28 protein-coding genes and 2 pseudogenes are annotated in these 25,125 nt (G+C 38.2%); 4 read left to right on the top strand and 26 right to left on the bottom strand.

From position 1 onward, the window contains the following. Window positions 1-291 precede the first annotated feature (291 nt). The 13 genes from arsH to C9E88_RS05845 form a co-directional block, all read right to left on the bottom strand. A complete protein-coding gene (arsH, locus tag C9E88_RS05910; RefSeq protein WP_106986394.1) occupies window positions 292-996 on the bottom strand; it encodes an arsenical resistance protein ArsH in 705 nt (234 codons plus the stop codon). Window positions 997-1,005: 9 nt separating this feature from the next. After that, the gene (gene arsB, locus C9E88_RS05905; RefSeq protein WP_004988470.1) at window positions 1,006-2,046 is read right to left on the bottom strand and encodes an ACR3 family arsenite efflux transporter; all 1,041 of its coding nucleotides are present in this window, start codon (window positions 2,044-2,046) and stop codon (window positions 1,006-1,008) included. Window positions 2,047-2,057: 11 nt separating this feature from the next. Continuing rightward, window positions 2,058-2,528, bottom strand: coding sequence for an arsenate reductase ArsC (locus C9E88_RS05900; RefSeq protein WP_106986395.1), 471 nt, complete (start codon window positions 2,526-2,528; stop codon window positions 2,058-2,060). A gap of 6 nt (window positions 2,529-2,534) precedes the next feature. Further along, complete coding sequence (locus C9E88_RS05895; protein WP_004988477.1) at window positions 2,535-2,855, bottom strand: metalloregulator ArsR/SmtB family transcription factor; 321 nt, start codon at window positions 2,853-2,855, stop codon at window positions 2,535-2,537. Window positions 2,856-3,050: 195 nt separating this feature from the next. Further along, window positions 3,051-3,290, bottom strand: a complete 240-nt coding sequence (locus C9E88_RS05890) for a thioredoxin family protein (RefSeq protein ID WP_004988479.1) — start codon at window positions 3,288-3,290, stop codon at window positions 3,051-3,053. Window positions 3,291-3,308: 18 nt separating this feature from the next. Beyond that, window positions 3,309-4,331, bottom strand: coding sequence for a permease (locus C9E88_RS05885; RefSeq protein ID WP_106986396.1), 1,023 nt, complete (start codon window positions 4,329-4,331; stop codon window positions 3,309-3,311). A 56-nt stretch (window positions 4,332-4,387) separates the two neighbouring features. Further along, window positions 4,388-4,822, bottom strand: coding sequence for an arsenate reductase (glutaredoxin) (gene arsC / locus C9E88_RS05880; RefSeq protein ID WP_004988483.1), 435 nt, complete (start codon window positions 4,820-4,822; stop codon window positions 4,388-4,390). A 409-nt stretch (window positions 4,823-5,231) separates the two neighbouring features. After that, window positions 5,232-5,567, bottom strand: coding sequence for a carboxymuconolactone decarboxylase family protein (locus C9E88_RS05870; protein ID WP_004988488.1), 336 nt, complete (start codon window positions 5,565-5,567; stop codon window positions 5,232-5,234). A 55-nt stretch (window positions 5,568-5,622) separates the two neighbouring features. Next, window positions 5,623-6,018, bottom strand: coding sequence for a rhodanese-like domain-containing protein (locus C9E88_RS05865; protein ID WP_004859470.1), 396 nt, complete (start codon window positions 6,016-6,018; stop codon window positions 5,623-5,625). A gap of 100 nt (window positions 6,019-6,118) precedes the next feature. Then, complete coding sequence (locus C9E88_RS05860) at window positions 6,119-6,901, bottom strand: sulfite exporter TauE/SafE family protein (protein ID WP_106986398.1); 783 nt, start codon at window positions 6,899-6,901, stop codon at window positions 6,119-6,121. Window positions 6,902-6,966: 65 nt separating this feature from the next. Beyond that, the gene (locus C9E88_RS05855) at window positions 6,967-7,839 is read right to left on the bottom strand and encodes an MBL fold metallo-hydrolase (RefSeq protein ID WP_106986399.1); all 873 of its coding nucleotides are present in this window, start codon (window positions 7,837-7,839) and stop codon (window positions 6,967-6,969) included. A gap of 2 nt (window positions 7,840-7,841) precedes the next feature. Then, window positions 7,842-8,258, bottom strand: coding sequence for a DUF6691 family protein (locus C9E88_RS05850; RefSeq protein WP_106986400.1), 417 nt, complete (start codon window positions 8,256-8,258; stop codon window positions 7,842-7,844). A gap of 1 nt (window position 8,259) precedes the next feature. Then, window positions 8,260-8,676 (bottom strand): YeeE/YedE family protein, encoded by a 417-nt coding sequence (locus C9E88_RS05845; protein WP_106986401.1) that lies wholly within the window; start codon window positions 8,674-8,676, stop codon window positions 8,260-8,262. Between the two features lie 120 nt (window positions 8,677-8,796). On the opposite strand from C9E88_RS05845, the gene C9E88_RS05840 reads away from it, so the two are divergent. Beyond that, on the top strand, window positions 8,797-9,108 hold the full coding sequence (locus C9E88_RS05840; RefSeq protein ID WP_004984482.1) for an ArsR/SmtB family transcription factor: 312 nt from the start codon (window positions 8,797-8,799) through the stop codon (window positions 9,106-9,108). Between the two features lie 256 nt (window positions 9,109-9,364). Here C9E88_RS05840 and C9E88_RS05835 read toward each other — a convergent pair whose 3' ends face one another. The 3 genes from C9E88_RS05835 to C9E88_RS05825 are packed head-to-tail and all read right to left on the bottom strand — an operon-like array spanning window position 9,365 to window position 12,517. After that, entirely contained in the window at window positions 9,365-10,078 is a 714-nt protein-coding gene (locus tag C9E88_RS05835) for an ABC transporter ATP-binding protein (RefSeq protein ID WP_004984479.1), read from the bottom strand. Continuing rightward, window positions 10,071-11,294, bottom strand: coding sequence for an ABC transporter permease (locus C9E88_RS05830; RefSeq protein ID WP_106986402.1), 1,224 nt, complete (start codon window positions 11,292-11,294; stop codon window positions 10,071-10,073). Before C9E88_RS05830 ends, C9E88_RS05835 begins: the two co-directional genes overlap by 8 nt. Then, a complete protein-coding gene (locus C9E88_RS05825) occupies window positions 11,291-12,517 on the bottom strand; it encodes an efflux RND transporter periplasmic adaptor subunit (RefSeq protein ID WP_106986413.1) in 1,227 nt (408 codons plus the stop codon). Before C9E88_RS05825 ends, C9E88_RS05830 begins: the two co-directional genes overlap by 4 nt. A 563-nt stretch (window positions 12,518-13,080) precedes the next feature. Here C9E88_RS05825 and C9E88_RS05820 point away from each other — a divergent pair. Together C9E88_RS05820 and C9E88_RS05815 are read left to right on the top strand one after the other, a co-directional pair. Next, window positions 13,081-13,812, top strand: coding sequence for a Fic family protein (locus tag C9E88_RS05820; protein ID WP_106986403.1), 732 nt, complete (start codon window positions 13,081-13,083; stop codon window positions 13,810-13,812). 128 nt (window positions 13,813-13,940) lie between these two features. After that, entirely contained in the window at window positions 13,941-14,291 is a 351-nt protein-coding gene (locus C9E88_RS05815; RefSeq protein WP_106986404.1) for a hypothetical protein, read from the top strand. Between the two features lie 64 nt (window positions 14,292-14,355). On the opposite strand, the pseudogene C9E88_RS05810 reads toward C9E88_RS05815, so the two are convergent. From C9E88_RS05810 to C9E88_RS05770, 10 genes and pseudogenes are all read right to left on the bottom strand, one after another. Beyond that, window positions 14,356-14,763, bottom strand: a pseudogene (locus C9E88_RS05810) (IS66 family transposase); the annotation flags it as partial. Window positions 14,764-14,974: 211 nt separating this feature from the next. Further along, window positions 14,975-16,489, bottom strand: coding sequence for a hypothetical protein (locus tag C9E88_RS05805; protein WP_106986405.1), 1,515 nt, complete (start codon window positions 16,487-16,489; stop codon window positions 14,975-14,977). A gap of 8 nt (window positions 16,490-16,497) precedes the next feature. After that, complete coding sequence (locus C9E88_RS05800) at window positions 16,498-17,166, bottom strand: OmpA/MotB family protein (protein WP_106986406.1); 669 nt, start codon at window positions 17,164-17,166, stop codon at window positions 16,498-16,500. Window positions 17,167-17,182: 16 nt separating this feature from the next. Continuing rightward, the gene (locus C9E88_RS05795) at window positions 17,183-19,183 is read right to left on the bottom strand and encodes a hypothetical protein (protein WP_106986407.1); all 2,001 of its coding nucleotides are present in this window, start codon (window positions 19,181-19,183) and stop codon (window positions 17,183-17,185) included. A 27-nt stretch (window positions 19,184-19,210) separates the two neighbouring features. Then, complete coding sequence (locus C9E88_RS05790) at window positions 19,211-19,525, bottom strand: hypothetical protein (RefSeq protein WP_106986408.1); 315 nt, start codon at window positions 19,523-19,525, stop codon at window positions 19,211-19,213. Between the two features lie 152 nt (window positions 19,526-19,677). Further along, entirely contained in the window at window positions 19,678-20,361 is a 684-nt protein-coding gene (locus tag C9E88_RS17975; RefSeq protein ID WP_425267155.1) for an FKBP-type peptidyl-prolyl cis-trans isomerase, read from the bottom strand. 168 nt (window positions 20,362-20,529) lie between these two features. Beyond that, a pseudogene (locus tag C9E88_RS17765) lies at window positions 20,530-20,808 on the bottom strand (DUF805 domain-containing protein); the annotation flags it as partial. Window positions 20,809-20,835: 27 nt separating this feature from the next. Then, the gene (locus C9E88_RS05780; RefSeq protein WP_227865932.1) at window positions 20,836-22,404 is read right to left on the bottom strand and encodes a LeoA/HP0731 family dynamin-like GTPase; all 1,569 of its coding nucleotides are present in this window, start codon (window positions 22,402-22,404) and stop codon (window positions 20,836-20,838) included. 76 nt (window positions 22,405-22,480) lie between these two features. After that, a protein-coding gene (locus C9E88_RS05775; RefSeq protein ID WP_223155595.1) for an IS3-like element ISAba14 family transposase occupies window positions 22,481-23,613 on the bottom strand; the annotation gives its coding sequence in 2 pieces (ribosomal slippage) (window positions 22,481-23,361 and window positions 23,361-23,613; 1,134 coding nt in all). Window positions 23,614-23,666: 53 nt separating this feature from the next. Continuing rightward, on the bottom strand, window positions 23,667-23,855 hold the full coding sequence (locus tag C9E88_RS05770) for a hypothetical protein (protein WP_155687857.1): 189 nt from the start codon (window positions 23,853-23,855) through the stop codon (window positions 23,667-23,669). 126 nt (window positions 23,856-23,981) lie between these two features. On the opposite strand from C9E88_RS05770, the gene C9E88_RS05765 reads away from it, so the two are divergent. Continuing rightward, a protein-coding gene (locus C9E88_RS05765) for an IS3-like element ISAba14 family transposase (RefSeq protein WP_223155595.1) occupies window positions 23,982-25,114 on the top strand; the annotation gives its coding sequence in 2 pieces (ribosomal slippage) (window positions 23,982-24,234 and window positions 24,234-25,114; 1,134 coding nt in all). Window positions 25,115-25,125: the final 11 nt, after the last annotated feature.

Below are 25,125 nucleotides of genomic sequence, written 5' to 3'. Positions count from 1 at the left end.
ACAGCCACTATGATTAAAGCATCAAAAAAGACAATCTAGACATTAGATGACCTGTTGTACTTAAGATCGTTACCCGCCAATTCAACATCATCTGATACAATCAAAATAACGGTTCACGTATCCTGTGAACTCCTGTTTTCTGACCAAATAGCACTCCGATAGTGTTCTCTTAAAATTTATTGGACACTATCGTGGTATTAATGAGTTAGAAAAGTGGGGCTCAGCGGATGCTTACGATTAAACAAACGATCGAGCCATCCGTTACCCTGCTCACACCATGACGAATCAGCTTTAAAGATTACGCTGATTGACTCGTTTAGACAGTTCTTCAGCCGATTCTTTTCGCTCCGAATAACGGTTGGTCAAATAGGCACTCTGACCGCGAGTCAGCAAAGTAAACTTGTATAGCTCTTCCATTACATCAACAATACGATCATATAGCGATGAAGGCTTCATCCGTCCTTCCTCATCAAACTCCAAAAAGGCTTTAGGAACAGAAGACTGATTTGGAATCGTGATCATCCGCATCCAGCGCCCAAGAATTCGCATCTGGTTTACACTGTTAAAAGACTGTGATCCACCGCTCACCTGCATCAAAGCCAGTGTTTTACCCTGCGTAGCACGAATTGCTCCTGCAGCAAGTGGAATCCAATCAATCTGTGCTTTGAAGATTGAGCTCATCGAACCATGCCGCTCAGGCGAACACCAAACCATGCCTTCAGACCAAGCCAACAATTCATGCAGCTCTTTAACCTTTGGATGTTCCAGATCACCATCTTCAGGTAAAGGTAAACCTTTGGGATGAAAGATTTTAACCTCACAACCAAAACGCTCAAGAATTCGCCCAGCTTCCATCACAGCTAGGCGGCTATATGAACGCTCTCTGTTTGAGCCATATAGCAATAAGATACGTGGTGGGTGACTTAGTTCTTTAGCCTGCACTTCCGCAAAAGTTGGTGTCGGTAAAAGATCAGATTCAAGATTAGGGAGTGTCATCTTTGCCTCTTAAGAATTTGGATAATATTTTTTCTTCAGCCACAAGGATACGCTAACCAGTGCAATCAGCACGGGCACTTCAACCAATGGGCCAATAATCGTAGTAAAGGCAATTGGTGAAGCCAAACCAAAGGTAGCAATCGCAACGGCCAACGCTAACTCAAAATTGTTACCTGCTGCGGTAAATGAAATTGCGGTGGTTTTGGGATAGTCATTCCCCATCCACTTACTCATGAAAAAGCTGACAAAGAACATCACGACAAAGTAAAGCGTCAATGGAATTGCAATCCGCAACACATCCATTGGCAAACTCACTACATCACCGCCTTTCAAGCTAAACATGGCTACAATGGTGAATAACAAGGCCAATAAGCTGAGTGGACCAATTTTGGGTAGAAACTGATTCTGATACCAGTCCAGACCTTTGGCTTTCACTAAAGATAGACGCGTCAGGAAGCCCATCAGGAATGGAATCCCCAAGTAGATAAGGACAGCATTGGCAATGGTCCAGAAATCAACATTGATGACATTCCCTTCTATCCCAAAAAATGGCGGCAGATAGGTCAGGAAGAACCAGGCATAACTGCTAAAGAACAGAATCTGAAAAATGCTGTTAAATGCGACCAATGCAGCACCGTATTGATTGTCCCCGCATGCCAGTCCATTCCAGATCAGTACCATGGCAATACAACGCGCCAAGCCAATCAGAATCAGACCTGTCATGTATTCTGGGTAATCACTCAAGAAGACTATCGCCAATACAAACATCAGCACTGGCGCAATCAGCCAGTTCTGAATCAGAGAGAGCGCTAATGTTTTTTTATCCTGAAATACTTTGGGCAAAGCTGCATAATCTACTTTGGCTAATGGTGGATACATCATCAAAATCAAACCAATCGCAATTGGCAAGTTGACTGAATTTACACTCATTGCATCCAATGCGACGGATGCTTGTGGAAATACCACCCCAATCGCAACTCCCAATGCCATAGCCACAAAAATCCATAGCGTCAGGTTACGATCCAAAAAGGATAATCCTGGTTTAGACATGATCTGCTCGCTTAAAGATGGGAAATTTGATTGATTTCAGCAATAAGCTGAGGACGGCTCATGTGTTGGGTATCTAATGCAAAAAGTGCATCTAAGCGTTTGTTGATATGTTCTACAGTACTTAAAAATGCCTGTAATTTTTCTTGTTCAGGCAAATCTAAATGTGATGGATCAGATAGACCCCAATGTGCTTTGATTGCTCCTCCTAAATACAACGGACAAGCTTCTTGTGCTGCCGCATCACACACGGTGATGACGACATCGGGCTGATACTGTTCACAGGCATCAATCGTTTTACTCGACAAACCTTCGGTAGACAAACCCAGGTTCTGTAAAGTCTGAATGGTTAACGGATGAACTTGGCCAGAAGGTTTACTTCCAGCGCTATAAGCTACCCAACCTTCAGGCGCTCGACTATTAAACAAAACTTCAGAAAGAATACTGCGACAACTGTTACCCGTGCACAGAAACAAAAATTTCATAAAAACTTACTCGCAATGGCTCTGAATCGATAGAGCTGAGGGATCAAATAACACGGGAACATTGCTACGTTTAAGTGTATTCAGAATTTCAAAGCACCATTCAGGTAGTTGTGGGTTAAGACTGTAATACACCCACTGCTTTTGCCGACGGTCATTCAGCAAACCACTTGATCTTAACAGGGCTAAATGCCGTGAAATTTTTGGTTGGCTTAACTGGAGTTTATCTGTCAAATCACAAACACATTGCTCTTCGTTTTCTGCGATAAGCATGACAATACTGAGACGTGTTTCATCAGATAAACATTTAAAAAACTGAACGTGGTCCATAACTGCTCCCATTCTATTATGCAAATATACACATATCCATATATTCAGTAAAGAGTACTCATTATAAAAGTATACCCATATCCGTATATGCTTGCCAGAAAGGGAAAAATTTAAAACTTCTTAACATCTCAAGACACAAATAAAAAAGACCCGTGGCTTATGCCACAGGTCTTTTTTACAGTTTTCCACATACACTTATTTATTTTTTTCAATCAACTCCACAATGGCTTGTGGTTCCAAAACTTTGCCACTTGAAACGATTTGATTATCTATGATCAGACCTGGCGTACTTAACAACCCTGTTTCAGCAATTTGCATCATATCAGTTACATATTCAATTTCTGCCTGAACACCCGTACTTTTTACAGCTTCTTCAGTTGCAGCCAATAAGGCTTTGCATTTACGACAACCTGTTCCTAAAACTTTAATTTGCATCTTTATTCTCCACACTTTTTATAAAAACCAATAACCCAAAGTATTCAGGCTATAACCAACAATCAAGATTCCCACAAAAACAATCCCTACAAACAGGCTCAATAAACGGGTTTTCACCACTTGTTTTAACAAGATTAGCGATGGCAGAGAAAGTGCGGTGACCGCCATCATAAACGCTAAAACCGTCCCCAAGCCAACGCCTTTAGTCACAAGTGCTTCTGCAATCGGCAAGGTGCCAAAGATATCCGCATACATTGGCATTCCGACAATCGTGGCAATCAGTACGGAATACCAGTGTTCCTGACCAAGTAAGGCGGTAATCCACTGCTCAGGAATCCAGTTATGAATTGCCGCACCAATCCCGACACCTATCAAGACATAAAGCCAAACCTTACTAAAAATGTCTGTCACCTGTTCCCAAGCAAATGTACGCCGCTCTTTTGCAGTCATGCTGAAATCTTCATCGTCACCTGAGATTGTTTGATGATGAGTCACAAATTCAGCCACATACTTTTCCATTTTCAAGTAGCTGATTAATGACCCGCCGATGACTGCCAGCACTAATCCAAGTAACACATAGACCAATGCAATTTTCCAGTTAAAGATACTCGCCAATAAAATAATTGAAGCCAAGTCAACAAGTGGTGATGAAATCAGAAAGGAAAAAGTGACGCCTACCGGAAGTCCTGCACGGGTAAAACCAATAAACAACGGAATGGAAGAACATGAACAAAATGGCGTAATAGTACCGAGTAATGCCCCCATGATATTGGCTTTGATTCCTGTCATCCGACCTAAAATCAGCCGAGTACGTTCTGGAGGGAAATAGCTTTGAATATAAGATAATGTATAGATCAACACTGAAAGCAGAATAAAGATCTTGAATACATCATAAATAAAGAAATGGACACTACCACCCAACCGGGTTGCAACGGATAAACCAAATACATTTTCAACGAACCAGCGCACCCCATCCGAGAGCCAGGTCATTTTAAGTAGAACATCATTTAACCAAGCAAAAATTGCGACAATATTCTCCATTTAGATCTCCTGCTTTACACTGATACAAAGTCCAACAGCGTTAGGGGTTTCACCTTTTATTTTAAGCGTCTGCCTTGCTCATCAATGATGACTTCACCATCTTCTTTAGCGAAAGCTTTTAATTGCGGCAAAGGTAGAATATCTAGCACTACTTCAGATGGGCGACATAAACGAGTGCCCAAATCTGTCACGACCAAAGGACGGTTAATCAGGATGGGATGTTCAAGCATAGCATCAAGCAATTGCTCATTTGTCCAGTTCGCATCGTCTAAATTAAGTTCAGTATAAGCATCTACATTTTTGCGTAACACATCACGAACACTTAAACCAGAGTCCTGAATCATTTTAATCAGCTGATCTTTTGATGGTGGCGTAATCAGATATTCAATGACTTCTGGTTCGATCCCCGTGTTGCGAATAAGCGCCAAAGTGTTACGAGACGTGCCACAGGCAGGATTATGGTAAATTTGAACTTTTGGCATTTGATCCATGAGTATAATCTCTTAAACAGACAGCCTTTTATATATGAATATTCGAATATACGCAATATGGAATATATGATTAACTACAAGTACCAATAAATAAGAAAAGCTCCTGAATCAATCAAAAACCTCCCATTTAGGTATTTCTGAAACGGTGTCAATTAAATTAAGAAGCTAAAGCTTCTTTTCGGATTCTCAACTCACATTAGGAACATCCCTCATCTAACAAACTGCTCCTAGTCAAATAAAGGATATTCCTCCCCTCACCCTCTGCTATAGCAAGAGTTTTTCCCACAATTGGAATCTGATCTGCTATCTGTTGAATAAAATGATTGGGCGAAATGCCATACAGATCCTGTGTTTGCGAATAAAGATTATCCCAATGCTGATTCATATCTTTTCACAATGATTGAAAAAATTAAGCTGTGAATTCTTTAAATGCTTCCAATGCATTAGCGGCATACATCAATGAAGGACCGCCCCCCATATAAACTGCAACACCAAGCACTTCCTCTAATTCTTGCAATGTCATTCCCATTTTGACTAGGGTTCTGACATGAAAACCGATACATCCATCACATCGTGCTGCAACACCAATCGCTAAGGCAATCAGTTCTTTTGTTTTAGGATCAATAACACCATCTCGCATTGCAACTTGTGACAATTGATTAAAACTTTTCATTAAATCAGGAGAATCCTGCGCTAATGTCTTTAAACTGCCTGAAATATTTTGAGTTAATTCTTTGTACTTCATGATTTTCTCACTTGAATGTCCATAAACTTAAGTTAGACTTAAAATAGAAATCTAGTTATTTCTCTACTGGATAACCCTGCTCTAGCCATGCTTGGAATCCACCCTGAACAGATTTCACCTGAGTAAATCCCATATTCTGTAAAGTATCTGTAGCCAGAGCTGATCGGCCACCCGTCCCACAAATCAAATAAATCGGCTGATCTTTAAGATGTTCTAGTGCTTGCAAGGTATCGCAATGATGGCTCGCCACAGGATGCTGGTGAATTCTCATTTCTAAAACACCACGAGGATAATTCACGGCTCGGTCTATCGCTGCCGCCTGAAATTCATCTGGTTCCCGAACATCAATCAGAATGGTTTTATGGTTTTTCATGGCTTCAAGTAAGTCTGCGACCGTCACTTCTTGAATTCGGTTTTTTGCCATTGAAATTAATTGTTCTGCTGTTTTCATTACTCTTTACCTCTTCCGATCTTTAGAAATCTGGTCTCTGATTAAATATTCATGTCTTTAAAATGCAGTCTTTAAATTTGGCTCTAATCTCTTGCTTGTATTAAGTTATGATGACTGTAGAAATTAAATAAAATGCTACGCTTATGACAGTTATGGCAAAAACCTTTTGGATTTGACTATTCTTAACTAAAGGCATCAAAATTCGACCAATCAACATCCCAGCCATGCAAGCTAAAACGAAAGTCAGCGTGACCGAAACGGGGTATTGAAAACCATCTAAAATATGAGCTGAAATGCTGACACCACCTATCAGGAAAATAATCATCAACGAGGTCGCAACAATACTGCGCATATCAAGATCAGTTACTTTACTCAGTGCTGGAACAATCACGAATCCCCCACCTACCCCAAGCAAACCAGTCAATAAACCTGCCACGACACCAATGGCACCGAGAGACAATGCAGTTTTCATGTTCCAAATCAGACGACCAGTTGTTTGGTTAACTTTACACAGCACACCTGTATGGTCATTCACTTTTTTAAAAAAAATCCGGTAAGCAACCACGAGCATGACTAAACTGAATGCTAAGGTAAGCCATACAGGAGAAATTATTCCTCCCAGATGCACACCATAACGTGCTGAAGGAATGCTAATCAGTGCAATCCAAAGCGCAGCCCGATAGCGTACTATCTTCTTAAATAAGCCTTCAAATGTTCCAACCAAGGCAGATAAAGTGACTGCAAGCAAGCCAACAGGTGCAGCTTGTGCGACCGTCCATCCTTGACTTGCCATCAGTGCGGGTACGGCCAGAATGCCACCACCAGCACCGGTTAACCCAAGCAAACCACCGATGGCCAGTCCTTCAAGTATTAGCATCCACATCGCTACTGCCCCCCTCTATTACCAAACCAATTAAACAAAACTTGTTGTTTAATCTTAAAATTTGCCTATTTGAAGTAATTCAGTGGAAGTTTTAAATAAGAAACACCATTCTCTTCGGGTTCAGGGAATTGTCCTGCTTTCATATTGATCTGTATCGAAGGTAAAATCAGTTTGGGCATACTTAAACCCGCATCGCGCTTATTACGCATTTCAACAAAATCATCTTTGGTCGTGCCGTCGTGAATATGGATATTCTGATTTTTTTGAGTCTGAATATCCGTTTCACACATATAGGTATCGCGCTTTTCTGGCAAATAATCATGGCAGAGAAATACACGTGTTTTCTCAGGCAGTTGATACAAACTTTGTATTGAATCAAAAAGGATTGATGCGCTTCCCTTCGGGAAATCACAGCGCGCTGTTCCATAATCTGGCATGAATAAGGTATCACCCACAAACACGGCATCACCGATGACATAACTCAGGCAAGCAGGCGTATGTCCCGGTGTTGGAATGTTATAGGCATTCAATGTTCCGATTTGGAACGACTCATGATCTTCAAATAAATAATCAAAGAGCTGCTGGGCATTCCATTGTTTAATATCCAGATGATAAATCGCACCAAAGGTTTCCTGTACAATGCCAATTTTCTGGCTCATGGCAATTTTGCCACTTAACTCAGCTTTGAGATATTGTGCAGCAGTCAGATGATCAGCATGTACATGGGTTTCGAGAATCCACTCAACCGTTAAACCCTGCTCTTTAATATAGGCAATAATTTTATCGGCATGAATAGTTGATGTACTTGCTGATGCCGGATCATAATCCAGAACGCTATCAATAATGGCGCAGGCTTTAGTCGCAGGATCACGTACAACATAACTGAAGGTATTGGTATCTTCGTGAAAAAAATCTTTTACTATAGGTAAGTTTGACATCGTTAAGCTCCTGACCATTTACGGTGAATCCATACACCCACCAACATTGCTACAATAAAATAGAGCACTTGATAGTGGCCCAAACCGATCAAGGTAAAACTTGGTGCCGGACAGATGCCGGCAATGCCCCAACCTGCACCAAATAAAACCGCACCCGTGATCAGCTTCTTATCTATCTGATTATTTTTAGGTAAATCAATAGGTTCATTAAATACTGTTTTCGGTTGTGCCGTACGTAATACTTTCTGGAAAGGAATAAAGGCCACCGCAATCGCGCCCATCATGACAAAGGCCAGACTAGCATCCCAGTCACCAAACAGATCCAAGAAATCGAGTACTTTTTCCGGATTGGACATACCCGATACCATCAACCCCACAGAGAACAGTGCACCAAATAAAAAGGCAAACAGATTTTTCATTTTAGAATGCTCCTGTGATATGACGGATAATATAAACAGCGACAAAACCTGCAAACATGAAAGTCATGGTCGCGATGAAAGAACGTTTAGACATGCGACTGATGCCACAAATTCCGTGACCACTGGTACAGCCCGAACCTAAGCGCGTCCCAAAACCCACCAGCAGACCTGCCACAATCATCATCAGTGGGCTGGCATTCAATTCGATTTCAGATTGTACAAACAGACCATAAATAAACGGTGTGAGAATCAAGCCTGATAAAAACCAGATTGCAGGTGTTTTAAACATGGTTTTTGAGTTTAATACTTGCCCAATCAAACCACTGATTCCTGCAATACGGCCATTGACGTAAAGATAGCCAACCACGGAAAGCCCGAGCATTAAACCGCCAATAAATGCGATGAGGAAGTCATGCATGATGAATTAATCCCTACATAATATACTTTTTTATATTATATAATTAAAAATATTAATCAAGCAGTTTTATGGTAAATTATGTAAACTGCACGGGCTACATCAAAAGTTGTGAGGACATTTATGGATATGATTGCTGAAAATGCCAAAATTGATTTTTCTCAAGTCGATTTCGTCAGCCAATGCCTGAAAGTTTTGGCCAATCCTGATCGCCTGAAAATCTTATGTGTCCTGGTGGATGGGGAAATGAATGTTCAGGAAATTGAAGAATCCACTGACATTCATCAACCTACACTTTCACAACAACTGACTGTCCTACGTAAGGCTGACATGGTCAGCACACGACGTGAGGGTAAACAGATTTTCTATCGTCTGAGTGATCCCAAGGTCTTAAGTTTGATGCAAAAGCTGTACGAGCTGTATTGTGCGAATTAATCCGCTTAGTACAGCCAAAAAGAAATGATCAGAAGCAGTAAACCTTTGTTTTTTTAATACTCTTAATATGGAAAAATCTTGTACTCATTTTTTCTCTAGATTAGATTTAGTGAACTAAATCTGAAAAATATTTTATTCAAATTACACAGGGTTATAATTTATCGATTTACAAGTTTGTTCTTATATCGTGCTAGAATTTTGAGGTCTACTCAATGTTTTGAACTGCTTTTACCAGAAGAGTGATCTACATTCCGGCTCATTCCATCTCGTGTTTGGAATCACTCTGAATTCTCCCATCCACCAAATTAATGGTTCGATCACAGGTCGCCGATAATCTAGGATCATGAGTCACCAATAAGACTGCACAGTCATGTTCGCGATGTACTTTACGAAATAATTCAAACATTTCCGCAGCAGTTTGAGTATCCAGATTACCTGTCGGTTCATCGGCCAACAATAGTGCAGGCTGAGTAATCAGTGCACGTGCAATCGCTACGCGTTGCTGCTGCCCTCCAGAAAGCTCATTGGGTTTACGGTCAGCGAACTTATCTAACCCTACAGCGGCCAATAATTCATGGGCATATTGCAACGCAGATTGATCTGGCTTACCTTGCTTCAGCATTAATGGCATGAGTACATTATGTAAGGCAGTAAAAGCCTGTATAAGATGATGGAACTGAAACACAAAACCTATACTATTGCCTCGTAATGCTGTCCGAGCCGTATCATCCATACGGCTTGTAGCCTGCCCCAACAAGTACAACTCACCACGACTAGGCTGATCTAATAAGCCGAGAATATTCAGTAAAGTACTTTTGCCTGAACCAGAAGGACCAATTAATGCAGCAAAGTCATTCCGTTGAATACACAGGTCAATTCCATGTAATACCTCCACTTCATTAGGCTGCCCAACATTGTAAGACTTTCGCAATGCTTCTAAACGCAGTACTTCCTGAGATGGATCAAACATGACGAATTGCCTCCACAGGATCAAGTGCAGCAGCCCGACGAGATGGTATTGCAGCAGCCAAAATACCTGTCACTGTCGCCAAGAATAATGCCGACAAGATAAGCTTGATTGAAATCGAAATATAAAACAAGCCGGGACCAAACTGATTAAATCCCCAGATCAAACCATAACTGACTACACTACCAAGCATCGAACCAAGCAGACCAAAAATTGCTCCCTGAAACAAGAAAACTCTTAAAATTTGTGCTTGTGTCGCCCCCGTCGCACGTAAAATACCGATTTCCCGAGTTCGTTGCACCACACTCACCGACATCACACTGGCAATGCCAAAAGCGACTGAAATCCCTACAAAAACAATAATCATGTTGGTCGAAAGACTTTGAGCGGTAATCGCATTCATTAATTGAGCATTGGTTTCAATCCAGCTTTCTGCTTTTAAGCCAGTTAGGCGTCCAACTTGTGAGGCAACTTGATCCGCCTGAAAAATATCTTGGATCGTCAGATCAATCACGGTGACCCCACCCGGCAAATTAAGTAAAGATTGCGCCTGTTTCAAATCCAGATAGACATAGCGCGCATCCAATTCACGCACACCCAATTCAAATATTCCAGAGATGTTCACAACTGCATTTTTCTGTTGCCCGGTATCTAATCTTAATTTGCTCCCAACTTGCACACCCAAATCTTTGGCTAATTGACGCCCAATTAATACATTATCCGCACTGACCTGTAATTCACCACTCACCATATATTGCTTCAACGGAATAATCTGTTGATAACGTTCAAGGTTGATACCAACCAATGCAATAGATTGAATCGCATCTCCGCGCTGTACAAATGCAGGACCTGAGACCACAGGAGAAACCGCAGTCAACACCGGTAAATGATCTAAAGTCCCAGTAATCTGCTGCCAATTATTAATAGAACGTAAGCGTTGTGCACGCTTATCTTCTTGTAACAACTGAAGTGTTCCTGCTGCTGGTGGCACAATACGATTCACCTCATCTGGTGAGAGCAAACGAATATGCGCCTGTGTCCCTAAAGTTCTTTCTACAATATTCGATTGTAAACCCTGAATTAAGGCGCTAATGAACACAATGACGGCTACCCCCACCGCGACGCCAATGGTAATCATCATCGACTGTGTGCGACCCTCTCGCAAAAAACTGATTGCGATGGTCCACTCGGTCCAAAGTCGCCTAAAAAAGTTTTTCAATCGAATTTCACCGGTAATTCATTTTTGCTATTTTTCTGATCCGTTTGACTCTGGAAAACAGGTTTAGTTTTCTCTATTCGGACACGAGTTCCATCTTTAAGCACTGATTCTGCATCGGTAAGGACGTGATCACCTTCTTTCAATCCAGCTACAACTTCAGACATGACCAAACCACGTAAACCCAGTGTGATAGGATGACGTTGAATTTTTCTATCTCTTACTAAAATGACCATAGCCTTGTTGCCACTTATACTGCTTAAAGCATCATTTGGAATGACCAAGGTTCGCTCGCGCTTGTTGGTTTCAACATTTACCGATACCGTCATGTCTTGACGCAGAAAACCTGGGACTGGATCAACTGTTAATCGGACGTCTACTGTGCCACGTTGAGCATCAATACTTGGAGCAATAAAATTAATATGGGCAGGAAAAGATTGATTTGGATAGGCATCTGCAATCACTGCGGCTTTTTGTTGTAAAGCCAACAGTGGTAAATTTCGTTCATCAAATGGCACTCGTATTTCAGTCGCACCATCCAGTGCAATAGTGAAGAGAGTCTGACTCGGTTGTACCAGATCCCCTGGCTCAACATTACGCGTTAAAATAATACCCGAAACTTCTGCACGAATTTTGGTCTTGGCAAGTTGCGCTTGAAGTGCAGCGAGTCGTTCGCGTAATTTTGTCTCTTCAACTTTATTTGGGGCAAGTGAAGCAACTTTTAATCGAGCTGATTCCAAATTATTACGGGCGAATTTTTCTGCCTCTATCGATTTCTCCCTTTCCTCTGCTGATAATATTCCTAATTCGGTATTTCGTCTGCGTACCGCCTCTCTTTGAGCCTGTTCTAATTTCACTTTGGCATTCGCTAAATCGAATTCTGCTTGCGGACGTCTAGTGGTTGCGAGTTCCTTTAATTCAGCTTCTGCCTGCCGCACCTGCGCTGAAATTTCATCAGATTTCAGTACTAAAAGAACATCCCCTCGAGAGACCCGATCTCCCTCTTGAACCAAGCGCTCAAGAACAACCCCTGTAATTTCACTACCAATCTGAGTCCGAGATACTTTCTCTACCCGTCCTGAAGCAACAACTGTCTGAATCAATGGACTAGATACGACTTCATAACTAGGTAACAATGGTCCTTGCCACCAGCGATATATAGCAAAACTGACGAGCAAAACCAGTAGTATGATCATGATCCAAGGCTTATAACGGGTAACAAGCAATTCCATTCTCCAAGCCAGATTTAAGAAAAGTTTTTGAATTGAATAATTAATGTCTAGTTAAATATATATGAAAATTTAGTTACAACACACCAAATTAAAAAAGCACACCATTTTTATTAAATTATTTTCTCTTACTGTTATAGTTTTTTCATAATTTTGATTAAAAAAACAAACAAAAAATAAACCTATATTTCTATATATTTCATAATTTTATATAAAATAATAACACGTTTTAGACTTTAACATTCCAGCTATCAATAACGTAATACATAGCCATATTTAGTAAAGTAGCTGTGATGGCGTCAATTGAACTCAAACCCTAAACCGCTAATTCTTAAAAGAAAATTTAAAACCCCTAAGATTCTGTACCCAATATGTACCCAAATTAGATTTAGTGCATTGAATACTAAAACTAATTTTGTTCAAATCCACCTTAAGGATTTGAACTTGGGTACTGATTTTAACACGTATGCATTAAACATTAAATGAAATGTTATATCATTACTTTTTTATAATTCTTTTTTTCATGTATCATTTAAGAATACGACTGCAGGGACAAGGTTATGTTTGAGAATATTGATGCTTTAAAAAGAAAATTAGATCAGCATCGTCCTCTTCCTCCAACTATTGTAAAGAATCTACAAGAAGATCTTATTGTCCGTTGGACATACCACTCAAATGCAATCGAAGGCAATACACTGACATTACTAGAAACAAAAGTTGTTTTGGAAGGCATAACTGTTGGTGGAAAAGCATTACGAGAACATTTCGAGGCAATCAACCATAGAAATGCTATCTACTATGTTGAAGACATTATTCGCAAAGAAGAGCCTTTTTCTGAATGGCAGATTCGAAATATCCATCAGCTCATTCTAAAAAATATTGATGATGACAATGCAGGACGTTATCGCCAGCAAAACGTATTGATTTCAGGTGCTACGACTACCCCGCCCGACTATACATTATTGAATGACAAGATGGCTCAACTTATCGATTGGTATAACTTGGAAGCACATAAACTTCATCCCATTGAACGTGCAGCTAAAGTACATGCTGATTTTGTAGGTATTCATCCGTTTATTGATGGCAATGGTCGCACATCACGTCTCTTGATGAATTTAGAATTGATGAAAGCTGGTTATCCACCTTGTGTGATCACAGTTGAAAATCGATTGGCTTATTATGAGGCTTTGGATCAATGGATGGCTTATGGAAAGACTGAACTTTTTATTCAATTGGTCGCAGATGCTGTACTAGAAGGATTTAAACCGTATCAGGTCATTTTAGGAATTTGAATTTCCCACACTCAATATTTTAGATGAGAAAAAGAGGGCTTGTACATTATATAATTACGAATAGTACTTCTTACAAAACACGCACAATACATATGAAATTTGAAAAAAATTATATTAGAACGCAACTTATGGAGTTAGGGTCTACAAGTGAAGAATATCCAATTACATTTACTGGCCGATATAAACATACAGAATCGCAAGACTATATAACCTTAACAACAATTAGAGTCTATAAAAAAGAAGCTGGGAAACAAAAAACTATATGTAATCATATAAACTTAAAAAAATCATCTATTCCTCAATATATGATTTTAGATGTTAATGTACACAACAGAAAAGTATATTTTGTAGGTGAAGTTATCTTATATGAGCATGATGGTAAAGTACGTGCAGGCATTCAGCTTATTGATAAGCCTAATGAAATTATTATGTGGTTTGCAGACCCAAAATTAAACTTTAACGAGTTAAAATATCAATAGTACTATTTATATTCTACTTAATTGGTAAGCATCTGCTGAACCCCATCGCTATGTTTTAATGGGATTAGGGTTTCCAGCAGTGTGGCAATAATTCTTCAATCTGAGTCACTTTATGTGTCGGCAGCCTTTTCAACACATCACTTAAATAGACATATGAATCCAAGCCATTCAGTTTTGCTGACTGGATTAAAGTCATAATATTGGCAGTTGAGCCAGCAAACAGCCAGTTCTTTCGCCCCAAAGCCCAAGGACGCATCTGGTTTTCGATCCTGTTATTGTCAATCGGTAGATTACCATCATCCAGATAACGACAAAGTGCCTGCCAACGTTTTAGACTGTAGTTGATCGCCTGAGCGGTTGGAGAACTCGATGGCACCGTCAGTTGATATTGGTTGAGCCACTCATATAGCCGTTGTATCACCGGTTGACTATGTTGTTGTCGGTATTCGTAGCGTTGTTGCGCTGGCCCATTTGCCACGTACATGCTGTTTCTTATAGAACCTGTGCCGGTCTGAAATTCAGTTTTTCACTAATATCTTCACTGATACAACGGAGTTAGCATCCACAAGCGTATTGGATTGATACAGGTTCATGCTCAATACGGAGTAGTATAGAGGAACCTCAGTAAAGGTTCCTCTTTTGAAAAACCATGGGCGAGCAGTCAAACCTCAGTATGTTCTTTTTTAGCTCAAAAGATCATAACGCTGTGCTGTTAAAGCTGCTTTTTGATAAATATGTGAAGGATATTTATTTTTTAAATTATGTTTTACCCATTGAGGTAAATTCTTCCATTGTTTGCGCACATCTTTAAATTCAGACTTCTGTACTTCTGTTAAATAATAACTATAATTATTTTGCCCTTCTGCAAAGTAAACTCTTTGGTCTTTTGCTTGAATTTTAAAATGCTGATCTAACGTGTAGGCTAAATCACTTTGCCATTTAAATAAATGATCATGAATTAATACAAGATTCATCTGCTTTAACTGATTATCTAAAACCAACCTTTGATTTAGAATTTGTTCAACTTGATGTATATCATCTGTCATCAATAAATCATTATTAGCTGCCGTGCCTAAAAAATATTGAAATACAAAATAATTCTGTATTTTTAAAACCACCACTGGATAATCTGCACCTTGCAGTTCTTTCACATTGGATAAATCAGTTTTATTTTTAACGAAAAATTCATGAGGTAATAATAACCATGCTTCCTGAAACAAAGCTTGATAATTTTTCCAAAAAATATAACGATTGGTTGTTTTAGACAAATCTCCTTCATCAGCCTTATTTTGCGCAATTTCTACTAAAATTTGACGCAATGATTCATAGTTACCAAACCCAATCCAACAGCCCAACCTTTGTCTTTCCTCGCTTGTCAGTTGCAATTTAAATTCAGTATTTCTTGCACATGCTGACAACCAAGCGACGAGCTCAGGATAATCTTTCACTTTTTGTTCTAATGACTCATTTTTTAAAGAGAAAAAATTGTGATTTAAGATACTCGAAGCCAATTTACATTGCTGCTCCAACGGCAGACTCTTATTTAACAGTGCATTTAATGGCTGACGAAATATCTGACGTTGCTTTTTACTCGATTGAATCCATAAGCTTAACCATTCAATATTTGCATCATGAATAATGAGAAGTTTTTTAGGAAAATTAGCTTCCAGCACCAGTTGCACTACGTTCTTATACTCTCGCATAGCGATTTTTGCTAAGGTTTTTGCATCCCCAGAGATTAATGCCAGTAAGATATCAACATCAGTTTGCTCCCCCCATTCATCTGTTCGAATCAAATCCTCCAAGACATCTCTCATCACCTTCACCACATCTATAGGCGCAGGATAGCGCTCTAAATCCGCAAGTACAGTACGTAGTACCATAACCAATCGTAATAATGGCTCGCCTTCCCGATCTTTTTCCAATACGGATAACCACCAATGCTTCATGGCTTGTCGACCTTGAGCACTTTTCCATTGATTACCATCCCAGCCCATTAATGCAAAGACTTGAATTAATTGCAGATCAATTGGTGAACGTATCAATTCCGCGAATAATTTTTCAGGATCAAGCTGCAGTATCAGAGATTCATCAAATGGAAAATTGATAAAATCTGCAATACTTTTCATTCCGCTGAATTTACTTTGTAATTTAGCTTTTTCTGTAAAAGCAAAAAGATCATGATTCAAAAAATTCATTCTTCGCATCACTTCTCACTCAGCTGCTTTGTTTTTTCTATAATTTTATTTTTTGAAATATCACCAAATAATTCCGAAGCGAACTGAAACTTAAATACAACTTTCCGATCACTCGCATCATCATAAGGTTTAGAGTCAATATTGCCACGCCCCACAGGTGTAAGCTTATATAAAAAAGGTAGCTTCCCTCCAAATGCAGACATGTTATTTACATGTTGCACAACTGCGTTTGAACGACTTAAACTTAAAGTCATATTTTTCGAATAGTCAAAACTCGTATTGTTATCTCGGCTGCCGTGCCCCTCTACGATAATTCTTGCAACTTGCTTTTGCTGTTCTTTACTAAGGCGATTAAACAGTACATGACTATATACAGGAATAAATTCATTTAAAAAAACTTTACCCTGTGCCGAAAGTTGTGCAGAACCGTAAGGAAATAATATATTCTCAGCAATACTGATATCGCCTGTATTGGGATCAATCTCGACTTTAATTCCTTCTGCCTTCATGGATTCTTGTATAGATTGAATAATCATTACACGTGTACGATCCTGATTGGTCAACATCAATATACAAAGCACCAGAAAGATCGCCATTAAGCCCGTCATCAAATCCGCAAGTGCGATCCATGTTGCAGATTGACTTTCGTGGTCGGAAAATTCATTTTCATCAATCATTGGATTTTCCTTTTGCTTATTGAGTCATTGCATCATGCAATGGAATTGCAGCTGCTAAAGCAGCAACAGTGCTCCCTAAACGATTTACCGCATCTTTTAAACCATGATCCAAATCTGTGAAAGCGCGTTGATATTGGTTATCAAGCTGCTTAAAGGCATTTGCAAATTCTTCAGGTAAATCTTGTCCTAATTGCCCTAAAGCATTAGTAACATCTGTTAAATATTTTGCTGATTGATCTAACTTTTGACTTAATTTCGCCTCACCCGCATTCAATTCCTGCGCAATACTTTGTACTTTCGGCAGAATGGTGCTTTGTACTCCATCAATACGTGAAATTAGTCCTTTAGTTTCTTCATTCACTTTACGTTGTTTTTCATCCATAAACTTAAATTGTTCAGTTAAGCTATTCGTTACTTCAACCAAACCTTCACGTTGTTCACCAATTGTCTGCTCTAACTGTTCATTTTGACGATCTAAGAAACCATTGAGATTTTCAGTTTGCTCATTTAAATAAATTGTTAAAGATTCTTGATACTGAATACGGAATTTTTCAAGCGACTTTTCTAACTCACTTGAAGTATTTAATAACTTTTGATCAATATCGCCTAATGTATTTTTGAGATTTTCAGATGCAAAATTAATCATATTTTCCGCATTATCACCAACAGCTGCTAATTCTGTGGCCATACGATCCAAATACCCATTCATATCTACTGAGAATGTAGTCAGAATTTCATTAAATTTTGTTTGTGCATGATCAAATTGTGTAAAAACATCCTGAATCGATTTATTTTGTTCTTGAATAATAGATTTGATGGAAGTGTTAAGTTCCGTCGTCGCTTGTGAAACTGCTCCTTTTAGCTCTGTTCCCGCATCATTTAATACTGATCTAATATTCGTGACCATTTCATTTGAAGCAGATTGAATATTTTCTTGCATTTTTTCTGAAGCACTATTAATGCTAGTGTTCATTAAGACCGAAGCACCGCCAATTGCTGTTTCTAATGCTTCTTTCGCATGATTTAGACCATTTTGAATAGCAGGCTCAATACTTGATAAATTTGTTTTAAGTTCTTTGTTAAATGCATCCAAAGATTGTTTTTGTTCATTCTGAATATCATCCATATGCTGAACAGTTTCACCAATTTTAGTGACTAGACCATTCATATCTTGACTTGCAGCTTGCATATTTAATGCTGCTTCACCCACAACAGTAATTAGCTTCTCATTATGCTGTTGAGAAGTTTCAATTGCTTTAATAGTATCTTTGACCGCTTGAGTGGTGTTTTCCAAAGCTATATTGGTTTGATTTAATGCCCCGTTCATTGGCAGTAAAATTTCAGTTTTTAAATCTTCTAATACCTTTTTTATTGCTTCAGTACCTTGATCAGCAACTGCAGTCTTAATTTCAACCAATAAAGGCGTTAAACCCTGAACTACACCTTGACTAATCAGCTGTGCAAGTTGGGTATTGTCATTATCAAATTGTAATTTTGCGATATCTTGCTGCATGAGCTTTTGATTATCGAGCTGCTTTTTTTGTAAAGAAGCAAGTTGTAATAAAGCATTTTCCTGACTTCTTTGAATTTCTAATAAATCTTGGTTATGAAGTTTTGCTTTAGCTTGTAAATCCTGACGTTCTAATAAATGTTTTTGATTTTGTGCTTTTAAAACAAATGTATTTAGAAGCATAAACAACAGGGAGGAGGCTACACCACTCAGAGCATATACAAAGACAGCTTTAAGTTTATCCATTAAGCCTGCAAATGACTGAACATCTATATTTCCATCATTAAATTCAATCCCCTGTAGACCCATTGTTAATCCTACAAACGTCCCTAAAAGTCCTGCAGTAGTTAGAATTGTAGGAGCATACTGAGAAAAAATAGTCAGTTTTTTTTGCTTTAAAGAAATGAACCAAGCAATGAAAGATATTGCAATCAAACCAAGAATAATGACTCCAATTACAGGAACCTTACTAATAAAGGAAATAAAAAAAAAGGATAAAAAATCCATAAAACCCTCAAAAATTAAAATTTAAAATTATTTAATATCCCAAGCTTCTAATAGCTCTTCTGATAAACCCTGCTGCAAAATATACAATGGAATATGACGTGCATATTCATCAGGAAAACCATGCAATCCCAAGGACCATTCTTGGTGCAGCTGATTTAAATCTGGTCGAATCCAAACAAGTTCAGAGGAGGCAAACTTTAACAGCATCAACTGACAACGATTTTTACTCATCCGCATTAATGCATGAAAATCTTTTAAATGCAGTTGATTCTCGCTATCATGAAACTGATCATTAAAAAAGTGTATTTGTTGCATCATAGCTACCACTTCATCTTTATTCATACGCCAGTAATACCTCCTAAAATTAAACCATATATAGTAGCTCTAGGATTATAAAATTAAAGGGAATATTATAATGCTATATAATATCCCCTAACATTTTTACTAAATCAAAGTATATTAGTTTCAATTAACTCCAACATAAACTTGAAGTATTATTTAACTTCAATCAGCTCAACTTCAAATATTAATGTACTATTAGATGGTATAAGTTCTGGAACTCCTTGTTCCCCATATGCTAAATAAGGTGGTATATACAGTACGGCCTTGCCACCTTCTTTCATCAATTGCAGACCTTCAGTCCAGCCCGGAATAACTTGATTCAATGGGAACTCAATTGGTTCACCACGGTCAATTGAGCTATCAAAGACTTTACCGTCAACCAATTGACCTCTGTAATGTACTTTCACAATAGAGTCCGCAGCAGGTTGTTTACCTGTACCTTCTTTAGTGATCTTGTACTGTAAACCAGATGCTGTCGTTTTTAAATCAGATCCGATTTGAGCTTGTATACTAGACTCATTTGGAGAAGAGAGCTGTATCTCATCATAATCTGTATGCTCCGCATTCGACCATTGTAATACGCCATCTAAAGCATAATGTTCAATCGTACCATCAGCTCGTGTCACGACGTAATAAGTATCTATTCCGTGATCTGCTTCAATCCTTTCATATTTATCCCCTTTCCTTAATTCGAAAGGTAAAACTTCTTCTTCTTTAGATTCATCTTCAGAATTTTTTTCACTTGAGGCTATTTCCTTTCGCTCTACAGCAGATTTCTGATTTTCAGGTGTAAGCATTCCTGCCACAACCAGACTAGGTACAGGTAAAATCATCATTAAATATAAAATAACTTTACTCACTGAGTTATCTAATGGTGGCGGTGGCGGTGGAAAACCCGTTCCTTGATTGATATACAGTCTATTTTTTTCATATTCAATAGGATTTTCCCCATGATTATTTGCCTCAGATACACTAGGTATTAATCCTACAACCAACCACATAATACCTGTTAATATACAAGGAATTGCCCACCAACCAGACCAGTTAATATCATGTAATCGTTTCACTGTAAGTACAAAAAATACGTACCAGTAAAAGAGTACAATAATTATCATAACAATTCCTAGTTGCTCACTATTTATGATCAAGGCCTGTTCAGTAGCAACCAAAACAACGAGTAGAGCAAAATACACGAAAAATAACAGTAAGTTAGATTTCCAAAATAATCCTCTCGTAATCCGTCCCTTAACTGAAAAAAATAAAGGGACAATCTGTTGCTTCATTAACTTTGTTGACAACATATGCTCACCTTAGATTTCTCTAAATGCTGTATCTATAGAACCCATTCTCTGAAAGTCCTGCGTAATTTTAGTCAATTTTTCTTTTTTGAATTGTAAAGAATCCAACTCTCGTTGCTGTTGTTGCAGTAACTGCTTAAACATATCTAGTTGAGGAGCAAAATTAGTTATTGCAATATCTTCGTTCTTTAGCAGGTCATATACTGTTTTAAAATGCTCCATTACAAGCGCATTAATCTGATTCTTTGCATCTATGAACTCTTGCTCTGCTTTTTGTTTCTGATATTGATCATTAACTTGTGAAAGAATTGAAATACCAATACCGATTGGACCTGCCCACTTTCCAATTCCAGCTGCTAAATTTACAGCTCCCCATGGTTTAAATTTTAAAGATAAGCCAGTAATACTTGATAAAACATCACGAGCAGCAAAAACGCCTGTTTTAATAGTATTTACCGGTAACTTTCCAACCTGCTTTAATGCAAAACTAGAAGAACTAAAAGCTGCTTTTGATAAAGAGTTTGCATATTGCTCAGACTGATATAATTGATGCTCAACTTTAACAGTTAAGTCATGAATAATACCTACAGCATGATTAAAATGCTTCTGACAAACTAATTCGATATTCTGTCTAAGCTTATAACCAACGTCATTACCTGAGTAACCAATTTCGCTATCAACAAAAAATTTTATATCTTCTGGTGTTAATGAACGTATAGCTCCTAACAAATTTTTTTCACTTAATTGTAAATCTGTAAGAAGATCAAATTTAGCATCTATAAAAGCACGTCGGGCTTTTGCTAAATCCCCCTCTATCAATTTCATTTCTTGATGAGTATTATTTACATAGGCATCAATAGATGAGTATTGTGATTGCGCTAACGTCAAATTTTGTACCAATACATCTTTAACAACATCCAACCCTGTTTTATTAATCAAATTCTTTTTTGTATTACTTGTAAGAATCTGATTAGTCAATGTTTTTAAATCACCAATTCTTGAACGCCCCTCATAAATCTCTTTTTTCTCAAACCAGAAATCTAAACCACGACCATTAGGATTCGATGCCAAACATACAACATTCACAGCTTTCCGTTCATCTACTGTAAGCTGAATAAATCTATCCAATTTACCTAATAAATTATCTTTCTTAATTGCTGCATGATGAGCAAACTCCTCTTCATCTCTTAAATCTGCAACCTCATCCATTTTATTAATGATAAATACAGTAGATGATAATTTATTTAAATCTCGCAATATCCATTGCACAGTATCTTTATGACTTTCTTTCAAAGGATTTGTTGCATCAACAACATAAAAAATTAAATGTGCTTCAGATATGTACTTACGAGTAAGATCACTATATTGAATAGTATTACCTCGATCATCTAACTGCTGTTTATCACCAAATAAGCCGGGTGTATCTACAATTTCACACTTTTCAGGCAAATGATCTGGTCGATATATTGCTAACTCATTAGAAGACTCATCGCTGTCAATTTTCATGTTATCCATGATATGGCCCAACCAACCTGCGATTACACTTGTTTTCCCATCAGAAAATGCGCCTAATAATGCAATTCTAAGTGTATCTTCAGAGGTGGTCCCACTTGTTTGAACAACTAAAAGCGTATTTATAAGTGATATTCCGCTCTAGTTAAGCCACCTTGTTTTGTTGGGGTAGCTGATCATAGTAAAACTCATTTGGTGTCATTTTGTCTAGACTCGAATGAGGTCGTTTCAAATTATAAAACTCAAAATATGCACTTAATTGCTTTTTCGCATCTGTGACACTGCTATAAGCTTTGAGATACACCTCTTCATATTTAACGCTCCGCCATAATCGTTCAACCATCACATTATCTACCCATCGACCTTTACCATCCATACTGATTTGAATGCCATTTGATTTCAATACATCAATAAATGCATCACTGGTAAACTGGCTGCCTTGGTCTGTATTAAATATTTCAGGTCGACCATATTTTTCAATCGCTTCATTTAAAGCCGAAATACAAAAATCCACCTCCATACTAATCGATACTCTATGCGCAAGTACCTTGCGGCTATGCCAATCAATCACAGCACATAAATAAACAAAGCCTTTTGCCATAGGGATATACGTTATATCCGTAGACCACACTTGATTACTGCGCTGAATAGCCAATCCTTTGAGCAGATATGGATATTTACGGTGAGCTTGATTAGCCTGGCTTAAATTTGGTTTGCAATATAACGCCTGAATACCCATTTTCTTCATTAAAGTACGTGTATGACGTCGTCCTATATGATGTCCTTGACGATTCAACAAATCACGCATCATACGACTGCCTGCAAAAGGATATTGCATATGTAATTCATCAATACATCGCATCAGCTTCAGATCTGATGCACTCACAGGTTTTGGGCGATAGTAATAACAACCACGGGAGACTTTCAGCAGCTTAGCTTGCTTAGATACTGAAATCTGAAGTGAGTCGTCGATTAACTTTTGTGGTTGAAGCGGCCCAGTTTCTTCAACACACCTTCTAAAAAATCAATTTCTAATGCCTGCTCACCGATTTTTGCATGTAGTTTTTTTAGATCGATGGGTGGTTCTGTTGGAGCTTTTGATTGATCGAAAGCTTGCGAGGAAGCTGAGATCAATTGATTTTTCCAGTCAATAATTTGGTTTTGATGAACATCAAACTCAGCACTCAATTCAGCAAGTGTTTTTTCTGCTTTAATCGCAGCAAGTGCTACCTTAGCTTTAAAATCATTTGAATGATTTCTTCTTGGTCTACGTGCCATAAAATACTCCATATATTGATGTTTATAACATCATTTGAGGAGCAGAATATCACTTATAGGAGTTGTTCAAATTTACGGATCCATCTCTCTTCCTTAACATTATCTATAGAGTTTTCAATTTTCTGTATCACATCGGCTGAATCAATTCCTACTTCATCCAACTGCACAACTAAATCTTTTAATTGACTTAATTGAGAAATCACATCATTTTTTTGTAGGTTATATTCTTTAAATTGTTCCATAGCCTTTACTCTTAATTTGATGACTTAAAGTTGTTAACAGAGATGGATCCGTAAATTTGAACAACTCCTATAAGTGATATTCTGCTCCTCAAATGATGTTATAAACATCAATATATGGAGTATTTTATGGCACGTAGACCAAGAAGAAATCATTCAAATGATTTTAAAGCTAAGGTAGCACTTGCTGCGATTAAAGCAGAAAAAACACTTGCTGAATTGAGTGCTGAGTTTGATGTTCATCAAAACCAAATTATTGACTGGAAAAATCAATTGATCTCAGCTTCCTCGCAAGCTTTCGATCAATCAAAAGCTCCAACAGAACCACCCATCGATCTAAAAAAACTACATGCAAAAATCGGTGAGCAGGCATTAGAAATTGATTTTTTAGAAGGTGTGTTGAAGAAACTGGGCCGCTTCAACCACAAAAGTTAATCGACGACTCACTTCAGATTTCAGTATCTAAGCAAGCTAAGCTGCTGAAAGTCTCCCGTGGTTGTTATTACTATCGCCCAAAACCTGTGAGTGCATCAGATCTGAAGCTGATGCGATGTATTGATGAATTACATATGCAATATCCTTTTGCAGGCAGTCGTATGATGCGTGATTTGTTGAATCGTCAAGGACATCATATAGGACGACGTCATACACGTACTTTAATGAAGAAAATGGGTATTCAGGCGTTATATTGCAAACCAAATTTAAGCCAGGCTAATCAAGCTCACCGTAAATATCCATATCTGCTCAAAGGATTGGCTATTCAGCGCAGTAATCAAGTGTGGTCTACGGATATAACGTATATCCCTATGGCAAAAGGCTTTGTTTATTTATGTGCTGTGATTGATTGGCATAGCCGCAAGGTACTTGCGCATAGAGTATCGATTAGTATGGAGGTGGATTTTTGTATTTCGGCTTTAAATGAAGCGATTGAAAAATATGGTCGACCTGAAATATTTAATACAGACCAAGGCAGCCAGTTTACCAGTGATGCATTTATTGATGTATTGAAATCAAATGGCATTCAAATCAGTATGGATGGTAAAGGTCGATGGGTAGATAATGTGATGGTTGAACGATTATGGCGGAGCGTTAAATATGAAGAGGTGTATCTCAAAGCTTATAGCAGTGTCACAGATGCGAAAAAGCAATTAAGTGCATATTTTGAGTTTTATAATTTGAAACGACCTCATTCGAGTCTAGACAAAATGACACCAAATGAGTTTTACTATGATCAGCTACCCCAACAAAACAAGGTGGCTTAACTAGAGCGGAA

The sequence above is a fragment of the Acinetobacter cumulans genome, from assembly GCF_003024525.3.
Classification (GTDB): Bacteria; Pseudomonadota; Gammaproteobacteria; order Pseudomonadales; family Moraxellaceae; genus Acinetobacter; species Acinetobacter cumulans.
This window is presented reverse-complemented; position numbering and strand designations above follow the sequence as displayed.